Annotated in this window: 22 protein-coding genes; 9 read left to right on the forward strand and 13 right to left on the reverse strand. The window is 69.7% G+C overall.

Annotated features, from left to right (window positions below):
- The first annotated feature begins 90 nt into the window (after positions 1–90).
- Positions 91–570, forward strand: coding sequence for a nucleoside deaminase (locus IEY87_RS39280; protein ID WP_189143931.1), 480 nt, complete (start codon positions 91–93; stop codon positions 568–570).
- A 61-nt stretch (positions 571–631) separates the two neighbouring features.
- Complete coding sequence (locus IEY87_RS39285; RefSeq protein WP_189143932.1) at positions 632–1,279, forward strand: TetR/AcrR family transcriptional regulator; 648 nt, start codon at positions 632–634, stop codon at positions 1,277–1,279.
- 23 nt (positions 1,280–1,302) lie between these two features.
- On the opposite strand, the gene IEY87_RS39290 is transcribed toward IEY87_RS39285, so the two are convergent.
- Together IEY87_RS39290 and IEY87_RS39295 are read right to left on the reverse strand one after the other, a co-directional pair.
- Positions 1,303–1,869, reverse strand: coding sequence for an aggregation-promoting factor C-terminal-like domain-containing protein (locus IEY87_RS39290; RefSeq protein ID WP_225278113.1), 567 nt, complete (start codon positions 1,867–1,869; stop codon positions 1,303–1,305).
- Between the two features lie 335 nt (positions 1,870–2,204).
- Positions 2,205–2,657: an aggregation-promoting factor C-terminal-like domain-containing protein gene (locus IEY87_RS39295; RefSeq protein ID WP_225278114.1), complete on the reverse strand. Its 453-nt coding sequence runs from the start codon at positions 2,655–2,657 to the stop codon at positions 2,205–2,207.
- Between the two features lie 186 nt (positions 2,658–2,843).
- Here IEY87_RS39295 and IEY87_RS39300 point away from each other — a divergent pair, with 186 nt between their 5' ends.
- Entirely contained in the window at positions 2,844–3,329 is a 486-nt protein-coding gene (locus IEY87_RS39300; RefSeq protein ID WP_189143933.1) for a glutathione peroxidase, read from the forward strand.
- A 54-nt stretch (positions 3,330–3,383) separates the two neighbouring features.
- Here the strand turns inward: IEY87_RS39300 and IEY87_RS39305 are convergent, their stop codons facing one another.
- Positions 3,384–4,445: a LacI family DNA-binding transcriptional regulator gene (locus IEY87_RS39305; RefSeq protein ID WP_189143934.1), complete on the reverse strand. Its 1,062-nt coding sequence runs from the start codon at positions 4,443–4,445 to the stop codon at positions 3,384–3,386.
- Positions 4,446–4,625: 180 nt separating this feature from the next.
- Here IEY87_RS39305 and IEY87_RS39310 point away from each other — a divergent pair, with 180 nt between their 5' ends.
- Positions 4,626–5,846, forward strand: coding sequence for an ABC transporter ATP-binding protein (locus IEY87_RS39310; protein ID WP_189143935.1), 1,221 nt, complete (start codon positions 4,626–4,628; stop codon positions 5,844–5,846).
- A gap of 109 nt (positions 5,847–5,955) precedes the next feature.
- Here IEY87_RS39310 and IEY87_RS39315 read toward each other — a convergent pair whose 3' ends face one another.
- A complete protein-coding gene (locus IEY87_RS39315) occupies positions 5,956–6,705 on the reverse strand; it encodes an SDR family NAD(P)-dependent oxidoreductase (protein WP_189143936.1) in 750 nt (249 codons plus the stop codon).
- A gap of 135 nt (positions 6,706–6,840) precedes the next feature.
- Between IEY87_RS39315 and IEY87_RS39320 the strand changes: the two genes are divergently transcribed.
- The gene (locus IEY87_RS39320) at positions 6,841–8,028 is read left to right on the forward strand and encodes a PQQ-dependent sugar dehydrogenase (protein ID WP_225278115.1); all 1,188 of its coding nucleotides are present in this window, start codon (positions 6,841–6,843) and stop codon (positions 8,026–8,028) included.
- On the opposite strand, the gene IEY87_RS39325 is transcribed toward IEY87_RS39320, so the two are convergent.
- Positions 7,988–8,314: a carboxymuconolactone decarboxylase family protein gene (locus IEY87_RS39325; RefSeq protein WP_189143937.1), complete on the reverse strand. Its 327-nt coding sequence runs from the start codon at positions 8,312–8,314 to the stop codon at positions 7,988–7,990. The genes IEY87_RS39320 and IEY87_RS39325 overlap by 41 nt on opposite strands.
- A gap of 264 nt (positions 8,315–8,578) precedes the next feature.
- On the opposite strand from IEY87_RS39325, the gene IEY87_RS39330 reads away from it, so the two are divergent.
- From IEY87_RS39330 to glnII, 3 genes are all read left to right on the forward strand, one after another.
- Positions 8,579–9,235 carry a hypothetical protein gene (locus IEY87_RS39330; protein ID WP_189143938.1) on the forward strand — a complete coding sequence of 219 codons (657 nt, stop codon included), beginning with the start codon at positions 8,579–8,581 and terminating at the stop codon, positions 9,233–9,235.
- Between the two features lie 10 nt (positions 9,236–9,245).
- Positions 9,246–11,936, forward strand: coding sequence for an AAA family ATPase (locus IEY87_RS39335; RefSeq protein ID WP_225278116.1), 2,691 nt, complete (start codon positions 9,246–9,248; stop codon positions 11,934–11,936).
- Between the two features lie 145 nt (positions 11,937–12,081).
- On the forward strand, positions 12,082–13,101 hold the full coding sequence (glnII, locus tag IEY87_RS39340; RefSeq protein ID WP_189143939.1) for a glutamine synthetase: 1,020 nt from the start codon (positions 12,082–12,084) through the stop codon (positions 13,099–13,101).
- A gap of 189 nt (positions 13,102–13,290) precedes the next feature.
- Here the strand turns inward: glnII and IEY87_RS39345 are convergent, their stop codons facing one another.
- Entirely contained in the window at positions 13,291–14,826 is a 1,536-nt protein-coding gene (locus IEY87_RS39345; RefSeq protein WP_225278117.1) for an aldehyde dehydrogenase family protein, read from the reverse strand.
- A 265-nt stretch (positions 14,827–15,091) separates the two neighbouring features.
- Between IEY87_RS39345 and IEY87_RS39350 the strand changes: the two genes are divergently transcribed.
- Positions 15,092–15,274 carry a helix-turn-helix domain-containing protein gene (locus IEY87_RS39350; protein WP_225278118.1) on the forward strand — a complete coding sequence of 61 codons (183 nt, stop codon included), beginning with the start codon at positions 15,092–15,094 and terminating at the stop codon, positions 15,272–15,274.
- Here IEY87_RS39350 and IEY87_RS39355 read toward each other — a convergent pair.
- The 7 genes from IEY87_RS39355 to IEY87_RS39385 all read right to left on the reverse strand — a co-directional run bounded on the left by IEY87_RS39355 (position 15,271) and on the right by IEY87_RS39385 (position 22,047).
- Entirely contained in the window at positions 15,271–15,798 is a 528-nt protein-coding gene (locus IEY87_RS39355; protein WP_189143941.1) for a DUF6036 family nucleotidyltransferase, read from the reverse strand. The genes IEY87_RS39350 and IEY87_RS39355 overlap by 4 nt on opposite strands.
- A complete protein-coding gene (locus IEY87_RS39360) occupies positions 15,795–16,175 on the reverse strand; it encodes a hypothetical protein (RefSeq protein WP_189143942.1) in 381 nt (126 codons plus the stop codon). The genes IEY87_RS39355 and IEY87_RS39360 overlap by 4 nt, the downstream gene beginning before the upstream one ends.
- A 73-nt stretch (positions 16,176–16,248) precedes the next feature.
- Positions 16,249–17,952 (reverse strand): ABC-F family ATP-binding cassette domain-containing protein, encoded by a 1,704-nt coding sequence (locus IEY87_RS39365; protein ID WP_189143943.1) that lies wholly within the window; start codon positions 17,950–17,952, stop codon positions 16,249–16,251.
- Between the two features lie 327 nt (positions 17,953–18,279).
- Positions 18,280–19,434 (reverse strand): glycerophosphodiester phosphodiesterase, encoded by a 1,155-nt coding sequence (locus IEY87_RS39370; protein ID WP_189143944.1) that lies wholly within the window; start codon positions 19,432–19,434, stop codon positions 18,280–18,282.
- Positions 19,435–19,664: 230 nt separating this feature from the next.
- Positions 19,665–21,125 carry an alpha/beta hydrolase gene (locus IEY87_RS39375; protein WP_189143945.1) on the reverse strand — a complete coding sequence of 487 codons (1,461 nt, stop codon included), beginning with the start codon at positions 21,123–21,125 and terminating at the stop codon, positions 19,665–19,667.
- 108 nt (positions 21,126–21,233) lie between these two features.
- Positions 21,234–21,656, reverse strand: a complete 423-nt coding sequence (locus tag IEY87_RS39380) for an acyl-CoA thioesterase (RefSeq protein ID WP_189143946.1) — start codon at positions 21,654–21,656, stop codon at positions 21,234–21,236.
- Positions 21,657–21,675: 19 nt separating this feature from the next.
- A complete protein-coding gene (locus IEY87_RS39385; RefSeq protein ID WP_372462291.1) occupies positions 21,676–22,047 on the reverse strand; it encodes an alpha/beta fold hydrolase in 372 nt (123 codons plus the stop codon).
- Positions 22,048–22,179 lie beyond the last annotated feature (132 nt).

Raw genomic sequence — 22,179 nt, forward strand, 5'->3', positions numbered from 1 at the left:
ATCAACCGATTTTTGGAAGCGTGGGCGTCGGTGAGCATGTCGTGGCGCGATGGGAACCGACCCCTGACGTTCCCGTGGAAGGGTGTCAGTATGAATGAGTCAGACCTTCGTCACCTGCGCAGATGTGTCCAATTGGCAACACAGGCCGTCGAATCGGGCGACGAGCCGTTCGGTTCCGTCCTGGTCTCCGCGGCCGGCGAGGTGCTGGCCGAGGACCACAACCACGTCGTCGCCACCGGGGACCGGACCAGGCATCCGGAGTTCGAGCTGGCGCGCTGGGCGGCGGTCAACCTGACGGCGGACGAGCGCGCCGCGGCCACCGTGTACACCTCCGGCGAGCACTGCCCCATGTGCGCGGCCGCGCACGGCTGGGTGGGGCTGGGACGGATCGTGTACGCCGCGTCGTCGCGGCAACTGGGGGAGTGGCTGGCCGAACTGGGCGTCGAGCCGCCGCCCGTCCGGACGCTGGCCGTCGCGGAGGTGGTGCCGGACGCGGTGGTGGAGGGGCCGGCGCCGGAGCTGGCGGCAGAGGTGCGCGAGCTGCACCGGCGTTTCCACGGGGCCGCCTGAAGCCCGCACCGGCGTTTCCACGGAAGCTCCTGAGGCCGGCGTGTGGTCCATAGAATGAGCTATGAGCTCCGAGCCCCTGTCCAGGGCGCGCATCGTCGCCGCGGCCATCGACCTCATCGAGCGCGAGGGCGCCGACGCGGTCTCCATGCGGCGCGTCGCGGCGGACCTGGGCGTGGGCGTGATGTCCCTCTACAACCACGTGCCCAACAAGGACGCGCTGCTGAACGGCGTGGCCGAGGCGGTGCTGAGCGGGATCGAGTTCACCGACGATCCCGACGCGCACTGGACGGACCGGGTGCGGGCGCAGGCCCGCGCGTTCCGGCAGATCGCGCACGGCCACCCGCGCTCCACCCTGCTCGTCGTCACCCGGCAGCTCCACTCCGACGCCGGCCTGCTGCCCGTCGAGCGGGCCCTGGCGACACTGCGCGGCGCCGGGTTCGACGGGGTCGACGCGGTGCGGGTGCTGCGGATGTTCATCGCGTTCATCGTCGGCTCGCTGCTGCGCGAGGTCGGGATGACGCCCACCTTCGCCCCCGTGCGGACCTCGGCGCTCAGCGCCGAGGAGGTGGATCCGGTGCTGTTCCCTGAGGTGAGCGCGCTGTCGTCGCTCGTCTGGGCCAGTGACCACGAGGCCGAGTTCGACTTCGGGGTCGAGCTGCTCATCCAGGCGATCGCCGTGCATCCGGCGCGGCGGGAGGGCATCCGGTGAGCCGGATGCCCTCGCCGGTCGTCTCAGTACCAGTTGTGTGACTTGAAGTGCCCCCAGGCGCCGCAAGGCCTGCCGTACCTCCCCTTGATGTAGGACAGACCCCAGCGGATCTGAGTTTCCGGGTTGTGCCGCCAGTCCGGGCCGGCTCCCCGCATCTTGCCCGCCGGGAGCGCCTGCGGGATGCCGTAGGCGCCTGACGACGGGTTGTGGGCGCGGTGGTTCCAGCCGCTCTCCCTGGTCCACAGGGCGTCCAGGCACCGGAACTCGCGCAGCGGCCACGCCCGCTGCACCACCTGATCCAGTGCGAACCCCTTGCTGCTCTGCGGCCGGTGGGCGACGCGTGGCCGCGCGGAGGTCCGCCAGGTGCCGGTCCTCACCACCGGGGCTTCCCAGATGTGCGCCTGAGGTCCGATCTCGGCGGACACCTCGGTGGGCGCCTCGGCGGGCGCTTTCACGGGCACGTCGGCGGGCACGTCGGCGGGCACGTAGGCGGGCACGGTATCGGCCCAGGTGGTCGGCGCGACCCCGCTCACGGCGGTGAACGCGGTGAAGGTGATGATTACTCTGTGTAGCGTGCGCTTGCTGTTCAACTCGATCCTCGCGGTCGGGTCGTGTGCGGGCGGGCGCTCTCGCTTCCCCGGCACCCTGTCGCTGCCGCCCGTGGCTCGGACGGTCAGGGCCCGCGCGGCCCTCCGGGATCGGTTTTCCGTCCGGCGAACCGGACGGCCCGGAGGGCTCCACGACATGTCCTCTAGCCGGTTTCTAGTACGCGTCGTCACTCTGTGTGATGACCCGGGACACGCGAAGGACAGGTGTTTGTCGCACCGTTATCGACAAAGGGCGCTCTCGTTGGACCTTGATGGCCCGGCCCGGCGCCTGGCTGGTGCGGGCTTGCCGGGAAACGTGCCCAAGCCTGGGGTTTGGATCAGTACCAGTGGTGGGATTGGAAGTGGCCCCAGGCGCGACACGGCGTGCCGTACCGCTGCTTGATGTAGCTCAGCCCCCACGCGATCTGCGTGCGTGGGTTGGTGCGCCAGTCGCGCCCCTTGGTGGCCATCTTGTGGCCGGGCAGCGCCTGCGGGATGCCGTAGGCGCCGGAGGAGCCGTTGGCGGCTCGGTGGTTCCAGCCGCTCTCCCGGGTCCAGAGCTTGGCCAGGCATCTGAACTGGGCCACGGTCCAGCCGCGCTTGGTCACCATGGATTTGGCGATGGCCTTGTTCTTGCCGGCTCTCTTGACGGCCTTGGCGGCCGTCGTGGTGGTGCTGCCGGCGCTGGTGGCACCGGTCCGGGAGCTCTGCGCCTGTGCGGCCGTGGCGCCGCCCGCCGTCATGAGCGTGGCGCTCAGCAGGAGGACGTTGGTACGGCGGAGCATGGGCATGCGGGTCTCCTTTCGAAGGAATCGGGGACCGCGTCACCCTGCACGACATGCCGCATTTATTGCGAATTGACCATGAAAGAGTAGGTAACAGGTAAAGATCGCCAGTTAGGGTTGTTCTGGTGGTTTATGGGAAAGTTGTGGACTCTGTCACATGCGTGCCGCGAGAGCACCTCGTAAGGTCGGACCATGAGTGTTCGAGAGATTCCGGTCCGCACCCTGGCGGACGTCCCCACCACCCTCGCCGAACTGGCCGGCGACAGCGCCGTGCTCGTCGTGAACGTCGCCTCCCGCTGCGGCATGACGCCCCAGTACGGCGGGCTCGTCAAGCTCCAGCAGGAGTACGGCCCACGCGGGCTCAGCGTGATAGGCATGCCGTGCAACCAGTTCGGCGGCCAGGAGCCGGGCACCGCCGAGGAGATCCAGACCTTCTGCTCGACCACGTACGGAGTCGACTTCCCGCTGCTGGAGAAGGGCGAGGTGAACGGCCCGGACCGGCACCCGCTCTACGAGCGCCTGGTCGAGGCCGCCGACGCCGAGGGCGTGGCCGGTGACGTGCAGTGGAACTTCGAGAAGTTCCTCGTCGACCGCGACGGCGCCGTGGTGGCCCGCTTCCGCCCCCGCACCACGCCGGGGGACCCGAGCGTCATCTCGGCCATCGAGAAGGTCCTCTGAGGCCGTACAAGGCTCTGTGGCGGCCCGCGGGCTGAGGCCGGCGGGTGAGGTGGGTCAGCGGCGTGGGCCGCAGCTGCCGCGCACGATGAGCTCCGTAGGGAGCACGACGGTGCGCGGGCGTCTGCTGCCCGCCCGCAGCACCAGCTCGGCCGCGCGGTAACCGATGTCGCGGCCGGGCTGGGCGATCACCGTCAGCGGTGGCGAGCACAGCTCGGCCCACGGCACGTCGTCGTACATCACCAGCGACACGTCCTGGGGCACCCGCAGGTCCAGCTCCCGGGCGGCCAGCACGGCCGCCTCGCCGAGCATGTTGCCGCCCGCGAGCACCGCCGACAGGTCGGGGCGGCTCTGGAACAGGCCCGAGGCGGCGGCGTAGGCGGAGTCCCGGCTGCCGGTGGCGAACACGATCAGCTCCTCGTCCATGGGCTCGCCCACGGCCTCACGGAAGGCCGCCACCCGCCGATCGTGGCCGGGGCCGCCGAGGAAGGCGATGCGCCGGTGGCCCAGGCCCGACAGGTAGCGGACCGCCGTACGGATGCCCGCCCGGTCGTCCGCCAGGACGGCGGGCGCGTCGAGCGCGCGGGCGGGCGGGGGAGCGGCGGCGGCCAGGCCGTCGAGGAGCATCAGATCCCCGAAGCCGGAGGCGGCGGCCGGGTCCTGCGGGACGGCGGGCAGCCGGTCGGCGAAGATCACCGTCATGCCCGCCCTGATCGCCGGGCGCCACGCGTCGGCGTCGCCCGACGGCACCGCGATCACCCGGTCCACGCTCTGCTCCAGCAGCATCCCGATCAGCTCGGACTCCTGCTCGGGGTCGTCGCCCGTGGAGCCGACCACCACCGGCTCGCCCGCCGAGCGCGCGCAGGCGAGCACCCCTTCGGCGAGCCGGCCGAAGAAGCTGTCGGTGAGATCGGGCACGAGCAGCCCCATGCCGCCGGTGCGGCGCTGGCGCAGGTTGCGGCCGAGCGCGCTGGGGCGGTAGTCGAGCTGGGCGGCGACCGCCAGCACCCGTTCCCTGGTGCTGGGGCTGGCCGAACCGCCGGACAGCACCCGGGACACCGTGGCGACCCCCACGCCCGCCGCCTGCGCCACGTCCTTGATCGTCGCCCGCTTCTCCATGGAAACGATTCCATCATAGTTTCCATTCAGGCGGAAGAAGAGACGCGTCTGCTTCGGCTGCTCACACGGTAACCCTTGACAGGAATACCCGGTTTCCGGTGAGATGCTTGAAAACGTATCCACGGGAGTGGAAACTCCGCATCACCGTAGGGGCCCCGCCCTTGAGCGCGAAGGACTGTCATGGCATCGATCGTTCTGTCCAACGTCGACAAGATCTACGCCGGTGGCGTGAAGGCGGTGAACGGCCTCAACCTTGAGATCAAGGATGGGGAGTTCATGGTTCTCGTCGGCCCCTCCGGTTGCGGAAAGTCGACCGCGCTGCGGATGATCGCCGGTCTGGAGGACATCAGCGGCGGCGAGATCTCCATCGGCGACAAGGTGGTCAACCACCTGCCGCCGAAGGACCGCGACATCGCGATGGTCTTCCAGAACTACGCGCTCTACCCGCACATGACGGTCGAGGAGAACCTCGCCTTCGGCCTCAAGCTCCGCAAGATGCCCAAGGCGGAGATCCAGCAGCGCGTCGGCGAAGCCGCCAAGATGCTCGGCCTGGACCCCTACCTCAAGCGCAAGCCGGCCGCCCTGTCCGGTGGTCAGCGCCAGCGTGTCGCCATGGGCCGCGCCATCGTCCGTGAGCCGCAGGCCTTCCTCATGGACGAGCCGCTGTCCAACCTGGACGCCAAGCTCCGCGTCTCCATGCGCGCCTCGCTCAACACGCTGCACGAGCGCCTCGGCGTCACGACCGTCTACGTCACCCACGACCAGGTCGAGGCCATGACCCTCGGCGACCGCGTCTGCGTGCTCCGCGACGGCCTTCTGCAGCAGGTCGACACCCCGCAGAACCTGTTCGACGCGCCGGTCAACCTGTTCGTCGCGGGCTTCATGGGCTCGCCGTCGATGAACTTCGTCACCGCCGAGCTCGTCCGCGAAGGCGGCACCAGCTACGTGACCTTCGCCGACCTCAAGCTGCCGATCCCGGACTCCACCTTCTCCGACAAGCCCGGCCTCGACCAGTACACCGGCAAGAAGCTCATCCTCGGCATCCGCCCGTCGGACTTCGAGGACGCCACCTCCGCCGGCAGCCACGCCGACGGCTGGGCCACGCTGTCGGTCAAGGCGGAGGTCACCGAGGAGCTCGGCTCCGAGATCAACGTCCTGTTCCTGATCGACGCCCCGCCCGTCGAGCACAAGGACACCGTCGCCGCCGCCGACACCGGTGACGAGGACGAGTCGGCGCTGCCGCTCGTCGGCGACAAGTCCCTGTGGACCGCCCGCGTCAACGCCCGCAGCCACGCGCGCTCCGGCCAGCCCATCGACCTGGTCCTGGACACGCACAACCTGCACTTCTTCGACACGGACTCCGGCCTGTCCATCGGCCACCCGGCCAACATCGGCCGCTGACCGACCCTCCAGTGCCCGGCCGCGAGCCTGCGCTCGCGGCCGTCATGGGCCCTCACCGCGACCCCCTCCCGCGGCGAGGGCCCGCCTCATTTCCCCCGGTTCGTACGGCTCAGCGGCCGAACCGGGCCGAGAGCTCGCTCACCAGGCGGCGCGGGAAGAGCTTGCCGGCCGCCACGACGGCCTTGTAGCGCAGGGACGGCACCGAGACCCACTTGCCCAGGGCCAGATCCCGCAGGGCCTCGCCCACCACCCGGTCCGCGTCGAGCCACATGAAGCCCGGCGTGCCCGACATGTCCATCGAGGCTCGCTGGTGGAACTCGGTACGCACATAACCCGGGCAGAGCGCCATCACCCTGACGTTGTCCCCCCGCGCCTCGGCCGCGGCGGACTCGCTGAAGTTGATCACGTAGGCCTTGGACGCGCCGTACGAGCTGCTGGCGAAGAACCCCGCCACCGACGCCAGGTTGATCACCGCGCCCCTGCGACGCTCCTTCATCCCGGGCAGCGCGGCCAGCGTGAGCCGCAGCACCGCCTCGCAGTGCACCTTGAGCATGCGCAGCTCGTCGGCGACCGGGTTGTCCGGAAACCTGCCCAGCAGCGTGAAGCCGGCGTTGTTGACCAGCAGGTCGACGCCCTCACGGCAGCGTGCCTCCACGCGTGACAGGCCGTCCTCTCCGGCCAGGTCGGCGGGCAGCACCTCGACGGAGACGCCGTATCTCAGCTTCAGCCGGTCGGCCGTCTCGGCGAGCCTGCTCTCGTCACGAGCGACGAGAACCAGCGTGAAGCCGTCGGCGGCGAGGCGCCGGGCGAAGGCGGCGCCGATGCCGGCGGTCGCGCCCGTGATCAGTGCGGTAGGCATGGCCGAACTCTAACCGCGCCCCACACCGGCCGCAGACCCCCGCCGACGTGTCGCCCGCACCCACCGCTCCAGGCCGGGCATGGGCGGGTTCGCGGGATCTGTTGTGTGCGGGTTGGGCGTGGAAGGATGAGCGGCGTGCGCCTCGCCGTGGTGGTCCTCGCCGTCGCCCTGACCGCCTGCTCCGCCGCCGCGCCGGAGGGGGCCGTGACCTCGTCGGCGCCCACCTCGCCTGCCGCCTCCGCACCGCCAGGGACGACGCCTGAAGGGGAGACGCCCGAGGAGGAGGCATCCGAGGAAGAGACGGCCGAGCGGGTGACCCCGGGGAAGCTTCGCTTCACCAAGATCGCCGAGCTGGATCGGCCGGTGGCGTTCGCGGTGCGCAAGGACGACCGGCGGCTCTACGTCGCCGAGCAGAGCGGCAAGCTGCGCACCAGCACGGGCGACACGATCGTGGACCTGTCGGACGAGGTGAGCGGCGGCAACGAGCAGGGGCTCCTGGGCGTGGCGTTCCACCCCACGGGAAGCTGGCTCTACCTGGACTGGACCGACACCGCCGGCACCACCCACGTGACCGAGTGGGCCTACGACGGCAAGAAGGCCACGGCCCGGCGCGACGTGCTCACCCAGCGGCAGCCCTACGCCAACCACAACGGCGGCCAGCTCGCCTTCGGCCCCGACGGCCATCTCTACATCGCACTCGGCGACGGGGGCAGCGGCGGCGACCCGCAGGGCAACGGCCAGGACCTCGGCACCCTCCTCGGCAAGATCCTGCGCATCGACCCGCGCGGAAAGCCGTACAAGATCCCCGAGGACAACCCGTTCGTCGGCAAGGAGGGCGCGCGGCGCGAGATCTGGGCGTACGGGCTGCGCAACCCGTGGCGGTTCGGCTTCGACCGCGAGACCGGCGATCTGTGGATCGGCGATGTCGGCCAGAACCAGTGGGAGGAGGTCGACTTCCAGCCGGCCGGGTCCGAAGGCGGCGAGAACTACGGCTGGAACGTGCGCGAGGGCAAGGAGCGCTTCGGCGAGGGCAAGGCGGCCGAGCCCGTCGACCCGGTCATCGTCTACCCGCTGAACGACGGCGGCACCTGCTCGGTGATCTCCGGCTACGTCTACCGAGGCACGAAGATCTCCTGGCTGCGCGGTCAGTTCCTGTACGGAGACTTCTGCGCGGGCTGGATCAAGGCCGCCCCGGTCGAGGAGCTCGACCAGGGCGCCGAGGTCGGGCGGGTGGAGCAGCTCTCGTCGTTCGGCGAGGGACAAGACGGCGAGCTCTACGCGCTCAGCCTGGCGGGTCCGCTCTATCGGATCGATCCCGCCTGACGCGTTCGATCAGCTCCTCGACCTGGGTGCTGAGCCGGGCGCCTCGTGACCAGCCCGCGTAGTGGGTGCAGAAGACGACGACCTCGCGCAACTCGCTCTCGCTCAGCTCTCCGGTGCGCAGGCCGGCGTCGAGCTGCACGTCCACCTGCTCGTCGAGGCCCTGGCCGACGAGCAGGCCGAGCAGGAGCAGACGGCGGCCCTTCGCCGAGAGCGTGGTGCGCGACCAGAGGTCGGCGAAGGCGCGTTCGGCGGTCATGCCGTAGGAGTCCACTGCCGAATGTGTCATGTCTACTCCGTCATGCGAAGGTGGGTCCTCCCATCTTTCGCCACTTCCCGCAGCTGACCAATGCCTGGTCCGGAAGTTGCCAGCGGGTTTTACCGACCGGCCCGAGACGATCTGTAACGGTCCAGACAGAGTACGGCCAAGATTTGGTCAAGATTTCTCGTCGCCGGGACGGCTCGTACGGCAAGAAAGCGGGCACAACAATGGCGTTGCCCCGTAAAGCGGAGGTAAGCCCTGGTGGGACAGACGCGGGCTTGGATCACGCTCTTGGTCACGCTTCTCACGCTTGTCATGGTGTCCGCGTGCGGACAGCCCGAGTTCACCTATGTACGCGACAGGGACGGCACCACCTACTTCAAGGTTCCCGCCTCCTTCGCCCAGATCGACGCCTCCTCGCTGGATCTGGCGCTGAGCGGCAACCAGCCCGACACCCAGGCCGCCCTGCAGCGTGAACGGCGGGTCTGGGCGACCGCCTTCGACCAGGCGCCGGAGCCGGGCATCGGCCACCTCTTCGACTCCCGCTCGCCGTTCGTCTACGCCACCGTGCACAAGCTCACCGAGGAACAGCGCGCCACCGTCTCGCTCGACCGGCTGCGGGACTTCATCCTTCCGGTGACGGAGGAGATGCGCACCGCCTATGTCACGAACGCGCTGAGCACCGGCCGCATGCCGCTGTTCACCGGGTTCGAGCCGATCAGCGATCGGCTGGTCCTGCTCGACAACGGCGCGCGGGGGGTCCGGGTGCGCTTCAACTATCAGATCGGCGCCACGATCCAGACGTTCGACCACACCGCCATCCTCGACGAGCAGGGCAGCACCGTCTCCGTCATGCTCATCACCTGCCGGTCGAGCTGTTTCGCGGCGCGAGGCGCGGAGTTCGAGGAGATCGCGGCCTCTTTCAAGCTGCTTCGACCACGCGGATAGGGGAGCATCGGTGACGAGGCTGAGGATGCCGCTGTGGGACCGGAGCAGGCTTCTCGCCGGCCTGGCGGTCGTCTATCTCGTGCTGACCTGGCAGGTGATGGCCGACTTCGAGGGCATCATGAGCTACCCGGAGGCGATGCGGGTGATCGCCGAGGCGCACCCGTGGATCTTCTGGCTGCTCGGCGCCGAGGCGCTGCGGCAGGCGCACGGCCTCATCGGCGAGCGGTGGTCCGGCTATCACCGGTTCTGGAGCGGGCGGGTCTTCGGCGGGTTCGCGCGGTGGTCGCGCCGGCGCTTCTCCGCCGGGACCAGGTTCCGTGCCGCACGGGCGCTGAAGATCGCGTTCTGGCTCGTCACGCTCTCGCTGGCGCTCGGCGCGGTGCTCGGCACCAGCCCGTTCTTCGCGCTGCTCAGGGTGCCCGAGAGGCTGCCGGTGCTTCTCCCGGTCCTCGTGATCGTCCTGGCGGTCGCCGGTCTGGTTTGGTTCCTGTCGCGGGGTGGCGTCGAGACCTACCGTCCGGGTGACATCACCACTCGCTTCGCCGACGTCTGGGGCCAGGACCACGTGCTGGAGCAGCTCCGGGAATACGTCGCCCGGCTGGACCGGCCCGGCGAGATCGAGCGGCGCGGCGGCCACCTGCCCGGCGGCGTGCTGCTGTGGGGGCCGCCGGGCACCGGCAAGACGCTGCTGGCCGAGGCCGTGGCGGGTGAGACGGGCAGGCCGTACGTCGTCGTCGACTCGGGCGCGTTCACGGGCGTACTCAAGATGAAGGCGCTGTTCAGGAGGGTGCGCAAGCTGGCGCTCCGACACGGTGGGGTGGTCGTCCTCTTCGACGAGGTGGACGCGCTCGGCCGCCGGGCCGGCCCGGCCCGGCAAGGGCGGAGCGGCTCGTCCGGCGCGTCCGGCTCATTCAGCTTCGGCTCGTCCGGCTCGTCCGGCTCGTCCGGCTCGTCCGGCTCGTCCGGCTCGTCCGGCTCGTCCGGCTCGTCCACCTGTCACGGCCTCGCCTACCTGCCGGAGGAGACCCGATCGGTGCTCGCCTTCCGTGGCCGCCGCGAGGTACGGGAGCCGCAAGCCCGCGAGGACGGCACCCTGCGGGCGCTGCTCACCGAGTTGTCCGCGCTCGGCGAGCGGCGCGGGCTCGTCGACCGGCCGGTGCGGCGGCTGCTCGGGATGCGCCCCGAACCGCCGCCGAACCACCGCGTTCTCCTCCTGATGACCACGAACCGGCCCGACGCGCTGGACGAGGCGCTGCTCAAACCCGGCCGGATCGACCGCGTCCTCAAGGTCGGCCACCCGTCCACGGCCGGACGGGCGCGCACCTACCGGGGCTCCTTCGACCGGGTCCGCCACGAGCTCACCGATCGGCAGATCGACAAACTCGCCACCATCACCCCGTACGCGACAGGCGCCACGATCAAGGACCTGGTGAACGAGGCGCTGATCAGCGCGCTCCGCGACGGCAGGGAGGCCATCACCTGGCCCGACGTGCTGCGTGCCAGACGGTTCCAGCGGCTCGGCCCGCCCGGGGACGCCGAACACCTCGACCGCGAGCGGCACACCCTGGCCGTGCACGAGGCCTGCCACGCGGTGGTGGCGTACGCGACCCGCCGCCACCTCGAGATCGACCTCGCCACCATCGAGAAAGGCGCCGACCACCTGGGCCCGGTCGGCGCGGCCGAGCCCAAGGGCCTCCGGTGGAAGTCGGAGGTCGAGGAGGACATCATGATCTCGCTCGCCGCGCTGGCGGGGGAGCGGATGTTCTTCGGCGACAGCTCCTCCGCCGTCTCCGGCGACCTGCACGCGGCCACCGTGCTGACCGCCCACATGGAGACGGCCTGGGGGATGGGGGCGGGCGTCACCTCGCTGACCGCGCTGCGGGAGCTGGAGATCACGGCCGCGCCCGGCCCGGATGATGGCGGCGGCCCGCCGGCGGAGCGGATCGAGGCCACCCTGGCCCGGCTGCTGGAGCGGACCGAGCGGCTACTGCTGGAGCACCGCAGGGACGTGCTCAGCGTGGCGCACGCGCTGGAGACGTACCGGACACTGACCGGCGACGACGTGGTGGCGATCATCGAACGGTCACGCGGGCCGCTGGTCGACGGCGCCCGCTACGCCGCCGACGAGCTCTACCGGGAACTGGAGGACTACCACCGCGACGCCGCCACCGCGCGGCAGCGGCACGGCCGCGTCGAACGCGCGCTGCCGCGGCCCGCGGCGGTGGCCGAGGTGGTGACCGCCCGTCCGCAGTTCGTGCCGATGACGGGCTCGTACGTCTCCCAGCCTCGCCCCGCGCCCGTGGCACCGGCGGGGGCGCCCGGCAGGCGGCTGTGGGTGGCGGTGGCCGGCGCGTTCACCCTGGTGGTGCTGGCGCTCTTCGTCGGGCTCGCGGTCACCGGCGCGCTGACGGGCAGTCCGGCCTCGGGCACGGCGACGAGCGCGACGAGCACCGGGGCCGGACCGGGGGTCGCCCTGCCGGTGCTGCTGCTCGTGCTGTTCATCGTGGTCGTGGCGGTGATCGTCGGCGCTGGGCTGGCGGCCGTGGCGGTGAAGGGCGTACGGGCCAAGCAGCTCAGGGCCGAACGCGAACGCGACCAGGCGCACGCCCGAGCCCAGCTCCTGGCGGCGGCACTCGACCCCGACACGGCGATGCGGCTGCTCGGCTACGACGGGAACGGGCGGCGCGAAAGCGCCATCTGAACCGGAGTACGGGAGTGCGTACCCTTGTCGCGGAAACCGTACGAGAAGGCTGACGGCTTAACACGCCGTTCACATGCGGGCAAAATCCGGGAAACGGCTATCCATAAGACTCGGCGTGGCTTAGAAAATCCTCGAAAGGACCACCGTGAGCTACAAGGCTGAGTACATCTGGATCGACGGCACCGAGCCCACTGCTCTGCTGCGCTCGAAGACCAAGATCCTGGCTGACGGGGTCGAGCCGCCGGTGTGGGGCTTCGACGGCTCCAGCACCAACCAGGCCGAGGGCCACGCGTCGGACCGAGTGCTCCGTCCCGTGATGACCTGCCCGGACCCGATCCGCGGTGGCACCAGCGTACTGGTCCTGTGCGAGGTCGAGGAGATCGACGGCACGCCGCACAAGAGCAACACCCGCGCCCTGCTGCGGCCGATCGCCGAGAAGTACGCCGACCAGGAGTCGTGGTTCGGCATCGAGCAGGAGTACACCTTCTTCAAGGGCAGCCGCCCGCTCGGCTTCCCCGAGGGCGGCTTCCCCGCCCCGCAGGGCCACTACTACTGCGGTGTCGGCGCCGAGGCCGTGTTCGGCCGGGACATCGTGGAGATCCACCTGGACCGCTGTCTGGCCGCCGGCCTCTCGATCTCCGGCATCAACGCCGAGGTCATGCCCGGTCAGTGGGAGTTCCAGGTCGGCCCGGCGAGTCCGCTGGACGTCTCCGACCACCTGTGGATCGCCCGCTGGCTGCTCTACCGCACCGCCGAGGACTACGGCGTGGAGGCCACCCTCGACGCCAAGCCCGCCCGCGGCGACTGGAACGGCGCCGGCGCGCACACCAACTTCTCCACCAAGGCCATGCGTGAGGGCTACGACGCCATCATCACCGCCTGCGAGGCGCTCGGCGAGGGCGACAAGCCCGTCGAGCACGTCTCGCAGTACGGCGCTGACATCGAGAGCCGCCTGACCGGCGCCCACGAGACCGCCCCGTGGAACAAGTACAGCTACGGCGTCTCCGACCGTGGCGCCTCGGTCCGCATCCCGTGGCAGGTCGAGGTGGACAAGAAGGGCTACATCGAGGACCGTCGCCCGAACGCCAACATCGACCCGTACGTGGTCACCCGCCTGCTGGTCAACACCTGCTGCGCGGCTCTGGAGAAGGTCGGCCAGGTCTGACCTGACAACGTGAGAAAACGCGGGCACCCCCGATGGGGCCCGCGTTTTCTCGTGCCGACTGAGCACTGAGTGTCACGTGATGACTTCTCTTTGTAACTCAAGGCGTCGTCATCGTGACATGGGTCATCCCCGCCGGGAGGGATTTTCTCGCCGGCGGGGTGGCTTTATTCACTCTCGGTATAAGACAACTCAGATGCGGAAGCCCATATCAGGGCTGATGTCCGCAACATCCATCTGAGCCTTCTGCAGGCGGCCCGAGTGATCCCAGTTCATCGACTGCCAGCGGGTGAACTGGTCGAGCACCCACATGCCGGACTGGCGGCTGCCGTTGCCCGACTTGCCGTTGCCGCCGAACGGCAGATGCGCCTCCGCGCCGGACGTGGAGTTGTTGACGCTCACCATGCCCGCCGAGATACCCTCACGGAAGCGGAAGGCGTGCTTCGGGTCGGTGGTGTAGATGCTGCTCGACAGGCCGTAGCCGGGCAGGTTGGCCAGCTCGATCGCCTCGTCCAGCGACGCGAAGGTCGTCACGCCCACGATCGGGCCGAACGTCTCCTCCAGGAACAGCCGATCCGACGCCTTGACCCCGTCCACCACGACCGGGTGATAGTAGAGCCCGCCCGCCCCGGTGAAGTCGCGCCGCGGACTGTCCGCGGTGATCCGGCCGACCGGGCCGGAGATGACCTGGTGGTGCGGCTGGATCCAGGTCAGATAGTCCTCGTAACGGTCGGCGAACTTCTGGTCCAGCAGCGGCCCGGCCAGCACATCCTGCTCCGGATCGCCGATCTCGGCCTGCTGTACGGCGCGGGCGAAGCGCTCGGTGAACTCCCGGTGGACGCTCTCGTGCACGATCACCGTGCCCAGGCTGGTGCACCGCTGACCCGCGGTGCCGAAACCGGAGAACAGCGCGCCCTCCACCGCCAGATCGAGCTCCGCGTCCGGCATGATCACCATGGGATTCTTGCCGCCCAGCTCCAGGCAGGGCGCCTGCAGGTGACGGCCGGCCAGCTCGCCGATCTTGCTGCCCACCTCGCTGGAGCCGGTGAAGCCGATCTTCTGCACGGTGCCCTCGGTGAGCGCCCGCTCCAGCCCTTCGAACGTCTGGGCCCCGTCGGCGAAGACGATGTCGAGCACCCCGTCCGGCAGCCCGGCGGCCACGAAGATCTGGTAGAGGGCGTGCGCCGAGGCCGCGGCGTACTCGGCGGGCTTCCACACCACCGCGTTGCCGCACAGCAGCGCCGGCACCAGGTACCACGACGGCACCGCCACCGGGAAGTTGCCCGCGGTGATCACCGCCGCCACCCCGACCGGGTTGCGGAAGGTGAACAGGTTCTTGTCCGGCATCTCCGACGGCACCGTCTGGCCGTACAGCCTGCGCCCCTCACCCAGGAAGAAGTCGCACGTGTCGACGATCTCCCGCACCTCACCCAGCGCCTCGGCGTACGGCTTGCCGATCTCCCGCGTCACCAGCCGGGCCAGGCTCTCGGCGTTGGCCTCGACCAGCCGCCCGATCGACGCGATCACCCGCCCGCGCACCGGCGCGGGAACCTTGGCCCACTCCCGCTGCGCGTCCTTGGCGGTACGGCACGCGTCGGCGAACGTGCCGGCGTCGGCCAGCCCCACCTGGGCCACGATCTCGCTGGTGCGCGCGGGGTTGATGGACGCGTACGTGCCCGTACTGGCGGCATCCTTGCCACCCACGACGGAAACAATCTGTCGGGTCACCGTTGACCTCCTCATAGTCTCTCCGGACACACAATCATCCTGCCCCCGAACTCCCAACCCCACAGGAGCGGGCAGCCCCTTGAAGGGCATGGTCTTCGCTTCGCTCAGACCGTCTCTATCGAAAGCTTCGCCCCGCCCAGGCACCGGGCAACCTTGATCGGCAGACCCCGAGGGCGTGGTCGCGAGGCCCACCCTCTGCTTCTTAACATGGAGATAAAGTAGATCTTCGGGAATGACTCTCATTCCGCGGATGAGAGTGAGCGACATGGGTGAGCGTAAGGCGTGGTCCGACAAGCGTGCCGAAATCATGAGTCGGCCCGGAGCCGGGGTTGCCTACGAGGCGGCTCGTATCCGCTTCGAGCTGGGCGAAGCCGTACGCCTGCGCCGTGAAGAACTCGGCCTGACCCAGGCGGAGCCAGCTGAGCGTCCGGGTAGCGCCCAGAATTAGTCGAAAAGGTCGACAAGCGCCGCTCGTGCGCGCGAAGACAGTTCTTCGCCGGGAAAGAACTGTTCGCACAGACGGATCGCGTCGTCTGCTGAGGTGACGTTGGCTAGGTCCGCGAGATGTCGCAAATCATCCACGTCGCGAGTCCGTGCTGCCACGGCCTTCATCGCGAAGATGTGCTCTGGTGAGGCTGCCATGACCCGCAGCCCTGGATGGTCGAAGACCCTCCGCTTCCCCGGATCTGCCTCCCCGGAGATGTAGACGCTGGCCTGTTCGTTCAGCCACCAGGGCGGTAGGCCGAGATCCTCGGCGACTCGGCGAGCCTCCTCCAGAACTACTCCATGCGGCACGAAGAGAGCGTCGACGTCCCGAGTGACGCGAACAGCGTCATAGGCAAGAGCCATAGCGGCACCGCCCACGACGAAGAGGTCCGCGACGATCCCCCGACGTTTGAGTCGGTCTCCTAGCGCTGTGAATGCTCTCTCGAGTTCGGCACGGCCGAGGAGGCCATCATCTGTCTCGCTCACGCCGCCTCAAGATCTTTTTGGGAAAGGTACACGCCGTGCTTGCGGAAGGCGGCGGGCGCCCATACCAGCGCGTCGGTGCGCTGGCTGGCCAGTTCTGCTGGGAACCAAGGGGACCGAAGTACTCGTGACCCTGTCCAAGCGGGTGGAGCAAGGTCGTGCTGGGCCGCGAGATGCTCGGCGATCGCGGCCAGCAAGGCGTCCCATCGCTCGTCACCCACGGGTGCGGGCTCAGTCTGGAGCAGCGACGGCTGGTCGCCAGGTGGCTCCCAGCGGTACTCCTCCAGGAACTCCCACACCAGCTTCCAGCGAATCCGGTCATCGCCGTTCGCCGCCAGGCGTGCGGCGAGGTCCACCAGTGTCATCGGACGGTAAACCATGTGTTCCTCCTCTCATGATGTTACCGCCGACTGCCGAGCCTGATCAGGTTGAACGCAATGCACCACCCGAGGCTCAGCGTGTCTTGGTCAGCCAGCGGGTGATGCCGAGGGTTTCCAGGAAGGGGAGGTCGTGGCTGACCAGCAGGAGGGCGCCCTGGTAAGCGGACAGGGCCTGGGACAGTTGGCGGACGCTCGCCATGTCGAGGTTGTTGGTGGGCTCGTCCAGCAGGAGCAACTGCGGCGGCGGCTCGGCTGACAGCAGGGCCGCCAGCACCGCGCGGAAGCGTTCCCCGCCGGAGAGTGTGGCCGCCGCCTGGTCAACCTTCGCTCCCCGGAACAGGAAGCGGGCCAGCCGTGCTCGTACCTCGTTGATGGGGGTGGAAGGGGCGAATCGCCGCACGTTGTCCAGCACGCTCAGTGAGTCGTCCAGCAGGTCGAGGCGCTGCGGGAGGTAGCGCATCGGGACGCCGACGGCGATCTGCTCCGCGCCGGCCAGCGGGCCACCGACGGCGATCTTTTCTCCGCCGGCCAACAGGCCGCTGGAAAGGCGCACTTCATCGGTGAGGCCGGTGACGGGGTTGCTGGTCGCAGACTCGACGATCGCCTTCAGCAGGGTCGTCTTGCCCGAGCCGTTCGGGCCGATCAGCGCCACCCGCTCGGGGCCGCGTAGCGTCAGCTCCTCGACCGGCTCGCCGTCCTCGGCGGCGGAGTCCGGGCCGCCGCGCAGCTCGTACAGGTCCCGGACCCCCGACAGCGTGAGCACGGTGCGCCCGGCGGGGACCTCGGTCTCCGGGAGCGTCACCCGGATCTCGGCGTCGTCGCGGACGGCCAGTTCGGCCTCGGTGAGCCGCTCCTGGGCCTGTTCGAGCCGGTCGGCGTGCATGGTGCGGTGCTTGCCCGCCGACACCTGCGCCTGCCGCTTCCGCTCCTGCATGATGATCTTCGGCTCGCGCTTGGTCGCGTACATCTTGTTGCCGTAGCGGACCCGGCGGTCCAGCTTGATCCGGGCCTCCTCCAGCTCGCGTTTCTGTCGCTTGAGGTCGCTCTCGGCGGTACGGACGGTCCGTTCCGCGGCCTCCTGTTCGGCCGCGAGCATCTCCTCGTACGCCGACAGGTTGCCGCCGAACGTCCGGACGCCGCCCTCGCGCAGGTCGGCGATCTGGTCCACCAGGTCGAGCAGGGCGCGGTCGTGGCTGACCACCACGAGCACCCCGGTCCAGGAGCGTACGGCCGCGTACAGCCGTCGTCTGGCCTCCAGGTCCAGGTTGTTCGTGGGCTCGTCGAGCAGCAGCACGTCGGGGCGGCGGACGAGCAGGGCCGCCAGGCCGACCATGACGATCTCGCCGCCGGACAGCGTGCCGGCGGTCCGGTCCAGGCCGACGTGGTCGAGGCCGAGCCGGTCCAGTTCGGCGCGGGAGCGCTCCTCGATGTCCCAGTCGTCGCCGAGCACGGTGAAGTGCTCCTCCGCGACGTCGCCGCTCTCGATCGCGTGCAGCGCGGCCCGCCGTTCGGCGATGCCGAGCAGGTCGGCGACGGTGCGGCCGGTGGCCAGCGGCAGGTTCTGGGGGAGGTGGCCGATCTCGCCGGCCACGCTGATCGAGCCGGAGGCGGGGCGAAGGTCGCCGGCGATGAGCCGGAGCAGGGTGGACTTGCCCGAGCCGTTGACCCCCATGAGGCCGGTGCGGCCGGGGCCGAAGGCGACGTCGAGGTCGGTCAGGACGGGCGTCCCGTCGGTCCACTCGAAGGAGAGGGCATCGCAGACAATGGAATAAGACATTCAGGCGGCTCCATCACCGTGTCAGGAAATTTCGGGACACGTGGAGACGGCGCGCGCGCAGGCCGCGGAGAAGAGAGATCGCACGTCGAGAAAGGAGGAACGATCAACTGAGGTCGGGCATGCGCACATCAGAAGTGGGCGCGGCGTCTCGGCCTCAGATCTTCAACTGATCACCTCAGGTGACGGCAATAAGACCGTGTCACCGTACAAGATGGTTCCTGTCGCCGCAACCTACAGCGTTCCGCGTCACCGAAGGTCCGCGGAACGCCGTAGGTTGCGGCTGCGGAGGAGGCCAGGGCCGCCTCCCTGGGGAGGCGGCCCTGTCGCTTACTCCCGGCCCTCTTCGGGCAGGCCGTTGTCGAACTGCTGCGGCTGTACGTGCTCGTGCGGCTTGCCCCGCTCACTCCTCGCCAGGGCGGCGGTGTCGGGGTAGTCGGTGACGAAGGCGTCCGCGCCCAGGTCCAGGTGCGCCCGGTACTCCGCCAGCGCGTCACCGTGGTCGGTCGCGATCTGGCCGCGGCGCAGTTGCGCGGGCAGGTACTGGTTCTCGCTGCGGAAGGTGTACAAGCCGATCTTCAGCCCCGCCTTGTGCGCGTCGGACACCAGCGTCGTCGGGGTACCCCAGCTTCCGTCCGGCTGCAGCGGGATCGCCGATGACTTGTCCGGCCCGATCCACTTCGCGTACTCCGCGATCTTCGCGAGCCCTTCGGGCTTCATCATGTCCGCGTAGGTCGTCGGGTCTCCGGCGGCCGTCAGGTCGTACGGCCGGCCGCTGGTGCCCAGCGCCTGCCACAGGGGCACGCGCAGGTCCTTGGCCACGCGCTTGAGGCTGGACGGCTCGAACGACTGGACCACCACCGGGCTGTTGGGCCGGTTGAGCCCGTTGCGCTTGATGGTCTCGATCAGCGGCTCCTCCAGGGGCAGCCCGATCGACCTGAAGTAGGTGGGGTGCTTGGTCTCGGGAAAGACGCCGACCTCTCTGCCGTACCGGTGGCGGAGCTTCTTGGCCAGGTCGAGCACCTCCTGGAAGGTGAGCACCTGGTAGTAGCCGTTGTAGACGGTGTTGCGCTGGCGGATCGCGGGCAGCCGCTCGACCGCCCGCAGCGTCTTCAGCTCGGCCAGCGTGAAGTCCTCGGTGAACCACCCGGTCACGTTGCGCCCGTCGATGACCTTGGTGGTCTTGCGCGCCGCGAACTCGGGGCGCAGCGACACGTCGGTGGTGCCGGAGATCTCGTTCTCGTGCCGTACGACCAGCACGTGGTCCTTGGTCGGCACCAGGTCGGGCTCGATCCAGTCGGCGCCCATGGCCACGGCCAGCTCGTAGCCGCCCTGGGTGTGCTCGGGTCGGTGGCCCGCGGAGCCGCGGTGGCCGATGACGACGACCTCGGAGCGGTCGGGTCTGGGTTGGGCCGCGGCCGGCGCCGCTCCCGCTCCCGCGAGGGGAACGAGGACGGCGAGGGTGGTGACTGCGATCTTTCGCACGTGGAACTCCCTGCGGCATCCGCACCGGAGACTCTCACCGGTGATCACCGCAGGAGATTATGGTACGGACCGAAATCAAGGTGCGGGGCAACTATGGGGTAATTCCTGATGACATGCACTGTTTCCGTAGGGAGGGCCGGCACGTGGCGGAGACACCGTGCAGGCCCCCTCCATCGACGAACTGCAGTCTCGGCATCGTGATCGCCACGATGGAGGAGGGCCTGGCGCGGCTACCCGGCGCAGACAGTGCCGGTCGCCGGTAGGACGGCGTCGAGCAGGTAGCGGTCCACCGCCTCGGTGACGCAGGCGTTGTCGCCGTAGGCGGCGTGCCCGCTGCCGGCACGGGTCAGCAGCCGGCCGTTGGCGAGGTGCCGGGCCGTTGACCGGGCCCATTCGTACGGCGTCGCGGCGTCGCGGGTGGTCCCGACCACGAGGATCGGCGCGGAGCCCCGGGCGGTCACCGGACGGGGCTTGACGACCCCGCCGTTCGGCCACTGGGGACACATCGTGCCGGAGGTGAACTCGTACCCGAACACGGGCCTGCTGCGGCCCGTCCCCTTGGCGTCGGCGAGGACCTGTCGCGCGGTGCGGTGGTCCGGCAGGTCCTGGCAGTTGATCGCCACGTTGGCGACGTCCACGGCACCGGTGGGCTGGATCGCGCTGTGGTCGCCGGCCAGCACGCGGGCGAGCTGGCCGTCCAGACCGGGCCAGTAGCCGGGTGTGCGGAGCAGCGCGGCCGTCATGCTCACCAGCTCACCCTGTTCCGCCGGTCGCGAGTCGGCCGCCTGGAGCAGCTTCGCCAGCTCGGCCCGGCCCTGCGCCTGGCCTTTCGCCAGTTCGGCCCGCCCCCGCGCCTGGCCGAGGTCGCTGAACGGGCAGCCGGCCCGGTCGGCGCAACCGGCCAGGTAGTCGTCGAGCGCTCGTTCCACGCTCATGGCCTGGCCGTTCAGGAACGCCCTGTTGTCGCTCGCGGGATCGACCGCCGAGTCCAGCACCATCCGCCCGACCCGGGTGGGGAACCTGTCGGCGTACCAGATCCCGATCCGGGTGCCGTAGGAGGTGCCGAGGAACGACAGTTTCGCCTCGCCGAGAACGGCCCGGAGCACGTCCAGGTCCCGGACGTTGCTCAGGGTGTCGACGTGGTCGAAGATCGGCCCCGACGCGGCCCGGCACCGCCGCGCCCAGGTCCTGACCGCGGCCTCCTGCGTCAGCCGTTCGGCGAGTGTGTCCGGCGAGGAGTCCACCGCCCGCAGCGCCTCGTCCGCTCCGTCCGGGCAGGTCAGCGGTGCCGACTCGCCGACGCCGCGCGGGTCCCAGCTGACCAGGTCGAAGCCGGCGGTCACCGCGCCCCGCCACGACCGGGCCGCTTCGGGGAGGTACCTGACCCCGGACGCTCCGGGCCCGCCCGGGTTCGTCAGCAGCGATCCCTGACGGGTGCCGGTCGCTCTGTGCCGGCGTACCTTGAGCGCGATCGTCCTGCCGGTCGGGCGTGCCCAGTCGACCGGGACGGTGACCTTCGTGCAGTCCAGAGGCAGGTCCCGGTCGTCGCAGGAGCTCCAGGACACCTTCTGCCGGTGGAACCTGTCGTCACCGGCATCGGCGTTCGCCATCGGCACGCCGGTGCCCACCGCCGTGAGAGCGCCCAATAAGACCGCCATGACGGCCCGTCGCCGCCTCGTACGTCTCGTCATGACGCTCAAGCATCGGCGGCCGGAGCACCCGCCACCAGCCGGACAGCGGTACCCGGCTGAGTAGGGCAGACCTTACCCACCGCAGGAGGTGGCGCGCGGGTCCGTGCCTCAGAGGCCGAGCAGGCTCGGGTCCGCCGCGAGCTCCTTGAGCTGCCGCCGCGGATCGGCGAGCAGTTTCCGCGCGTTCAGGTCCATCAGGCCCGCGACCACATCGATCTCGGCCGCGACCGTGCCATCGGCCTTGCGGATCGTCTGGTGGAGCCGGAAGACCTTGCCCTCACCCCAGGCGAAGCCGCATGTCACCTCGACCTCGTCGCCGGCGCGCAGCTCTCGCCGGTAGCGGATCGTGGTCTCCAGGACGACGGGGCCGACGTCCCGGCGGATGAGCTCGTCCAGCCCGACGCCCGCAGCCTGAAGCATGGACCAGCGGGCATGCTCGGCGTAGCTCAGGTAGACGGCCTGGTTGAGGTGGCCCAGCATGTCGGTCTCGTAGCCGCGGACGGTCAAGGGCACGGAAAACGTTTCGCTCACGACATCCAAGCCTATGGCGTCAGCTGGTGGTGGCGCGGGCGGCGGTGTCGATGAGGTCGGCGACGGTGTCCGGGTGGGAGACGGTGACGGCGTGGGAGGCGTCGATCTCGACGGTCGTGGACCCTGCCCTCTTGGCCATGTAGCGCATGGCTTCGGCGGGGATGTTGAGGTCCTGAAGGGTGATCATGGTCCACGACGGGATGGTCTTCCAGGCCGCCTTGGTGGCCTTGTCCTCCAGCGCGGATGCCGTGATGGGCCGCTGCGTGGCCGCCATCAGCTCGGCCACCTCCGGCGCGACGTCACCGGCGAAGACCCGGCGGAACTCGTCCTGCTGGATTTGACGTGCTCCTCTACATGAATGTGGAGGATTCCTGTGCTGCTTAGGCAGCAGCTCGCGGCGCGGGTGCGGGCGAGACTGTGGGACAGGATGCTTGACGCTTCACAGGCCCCGGTATCCCGAAGTCTCCACGTCCTGTGACCGCCCATCCGGCGGCTGAGTTGTACCGGTGAAGCTGGTTTCGGG

The sequence above is a fragment of the Nonomuraea glycinis genome (assembly GCF_014646515.1).
GTDB classification, from domain to species: domain Bacteria; phylum Actinomycetota; class Actinomycetes; order Streptosporangiales; family Streptosporangiaceae; genus Nonomuraea; species Nonomuraea glycinis.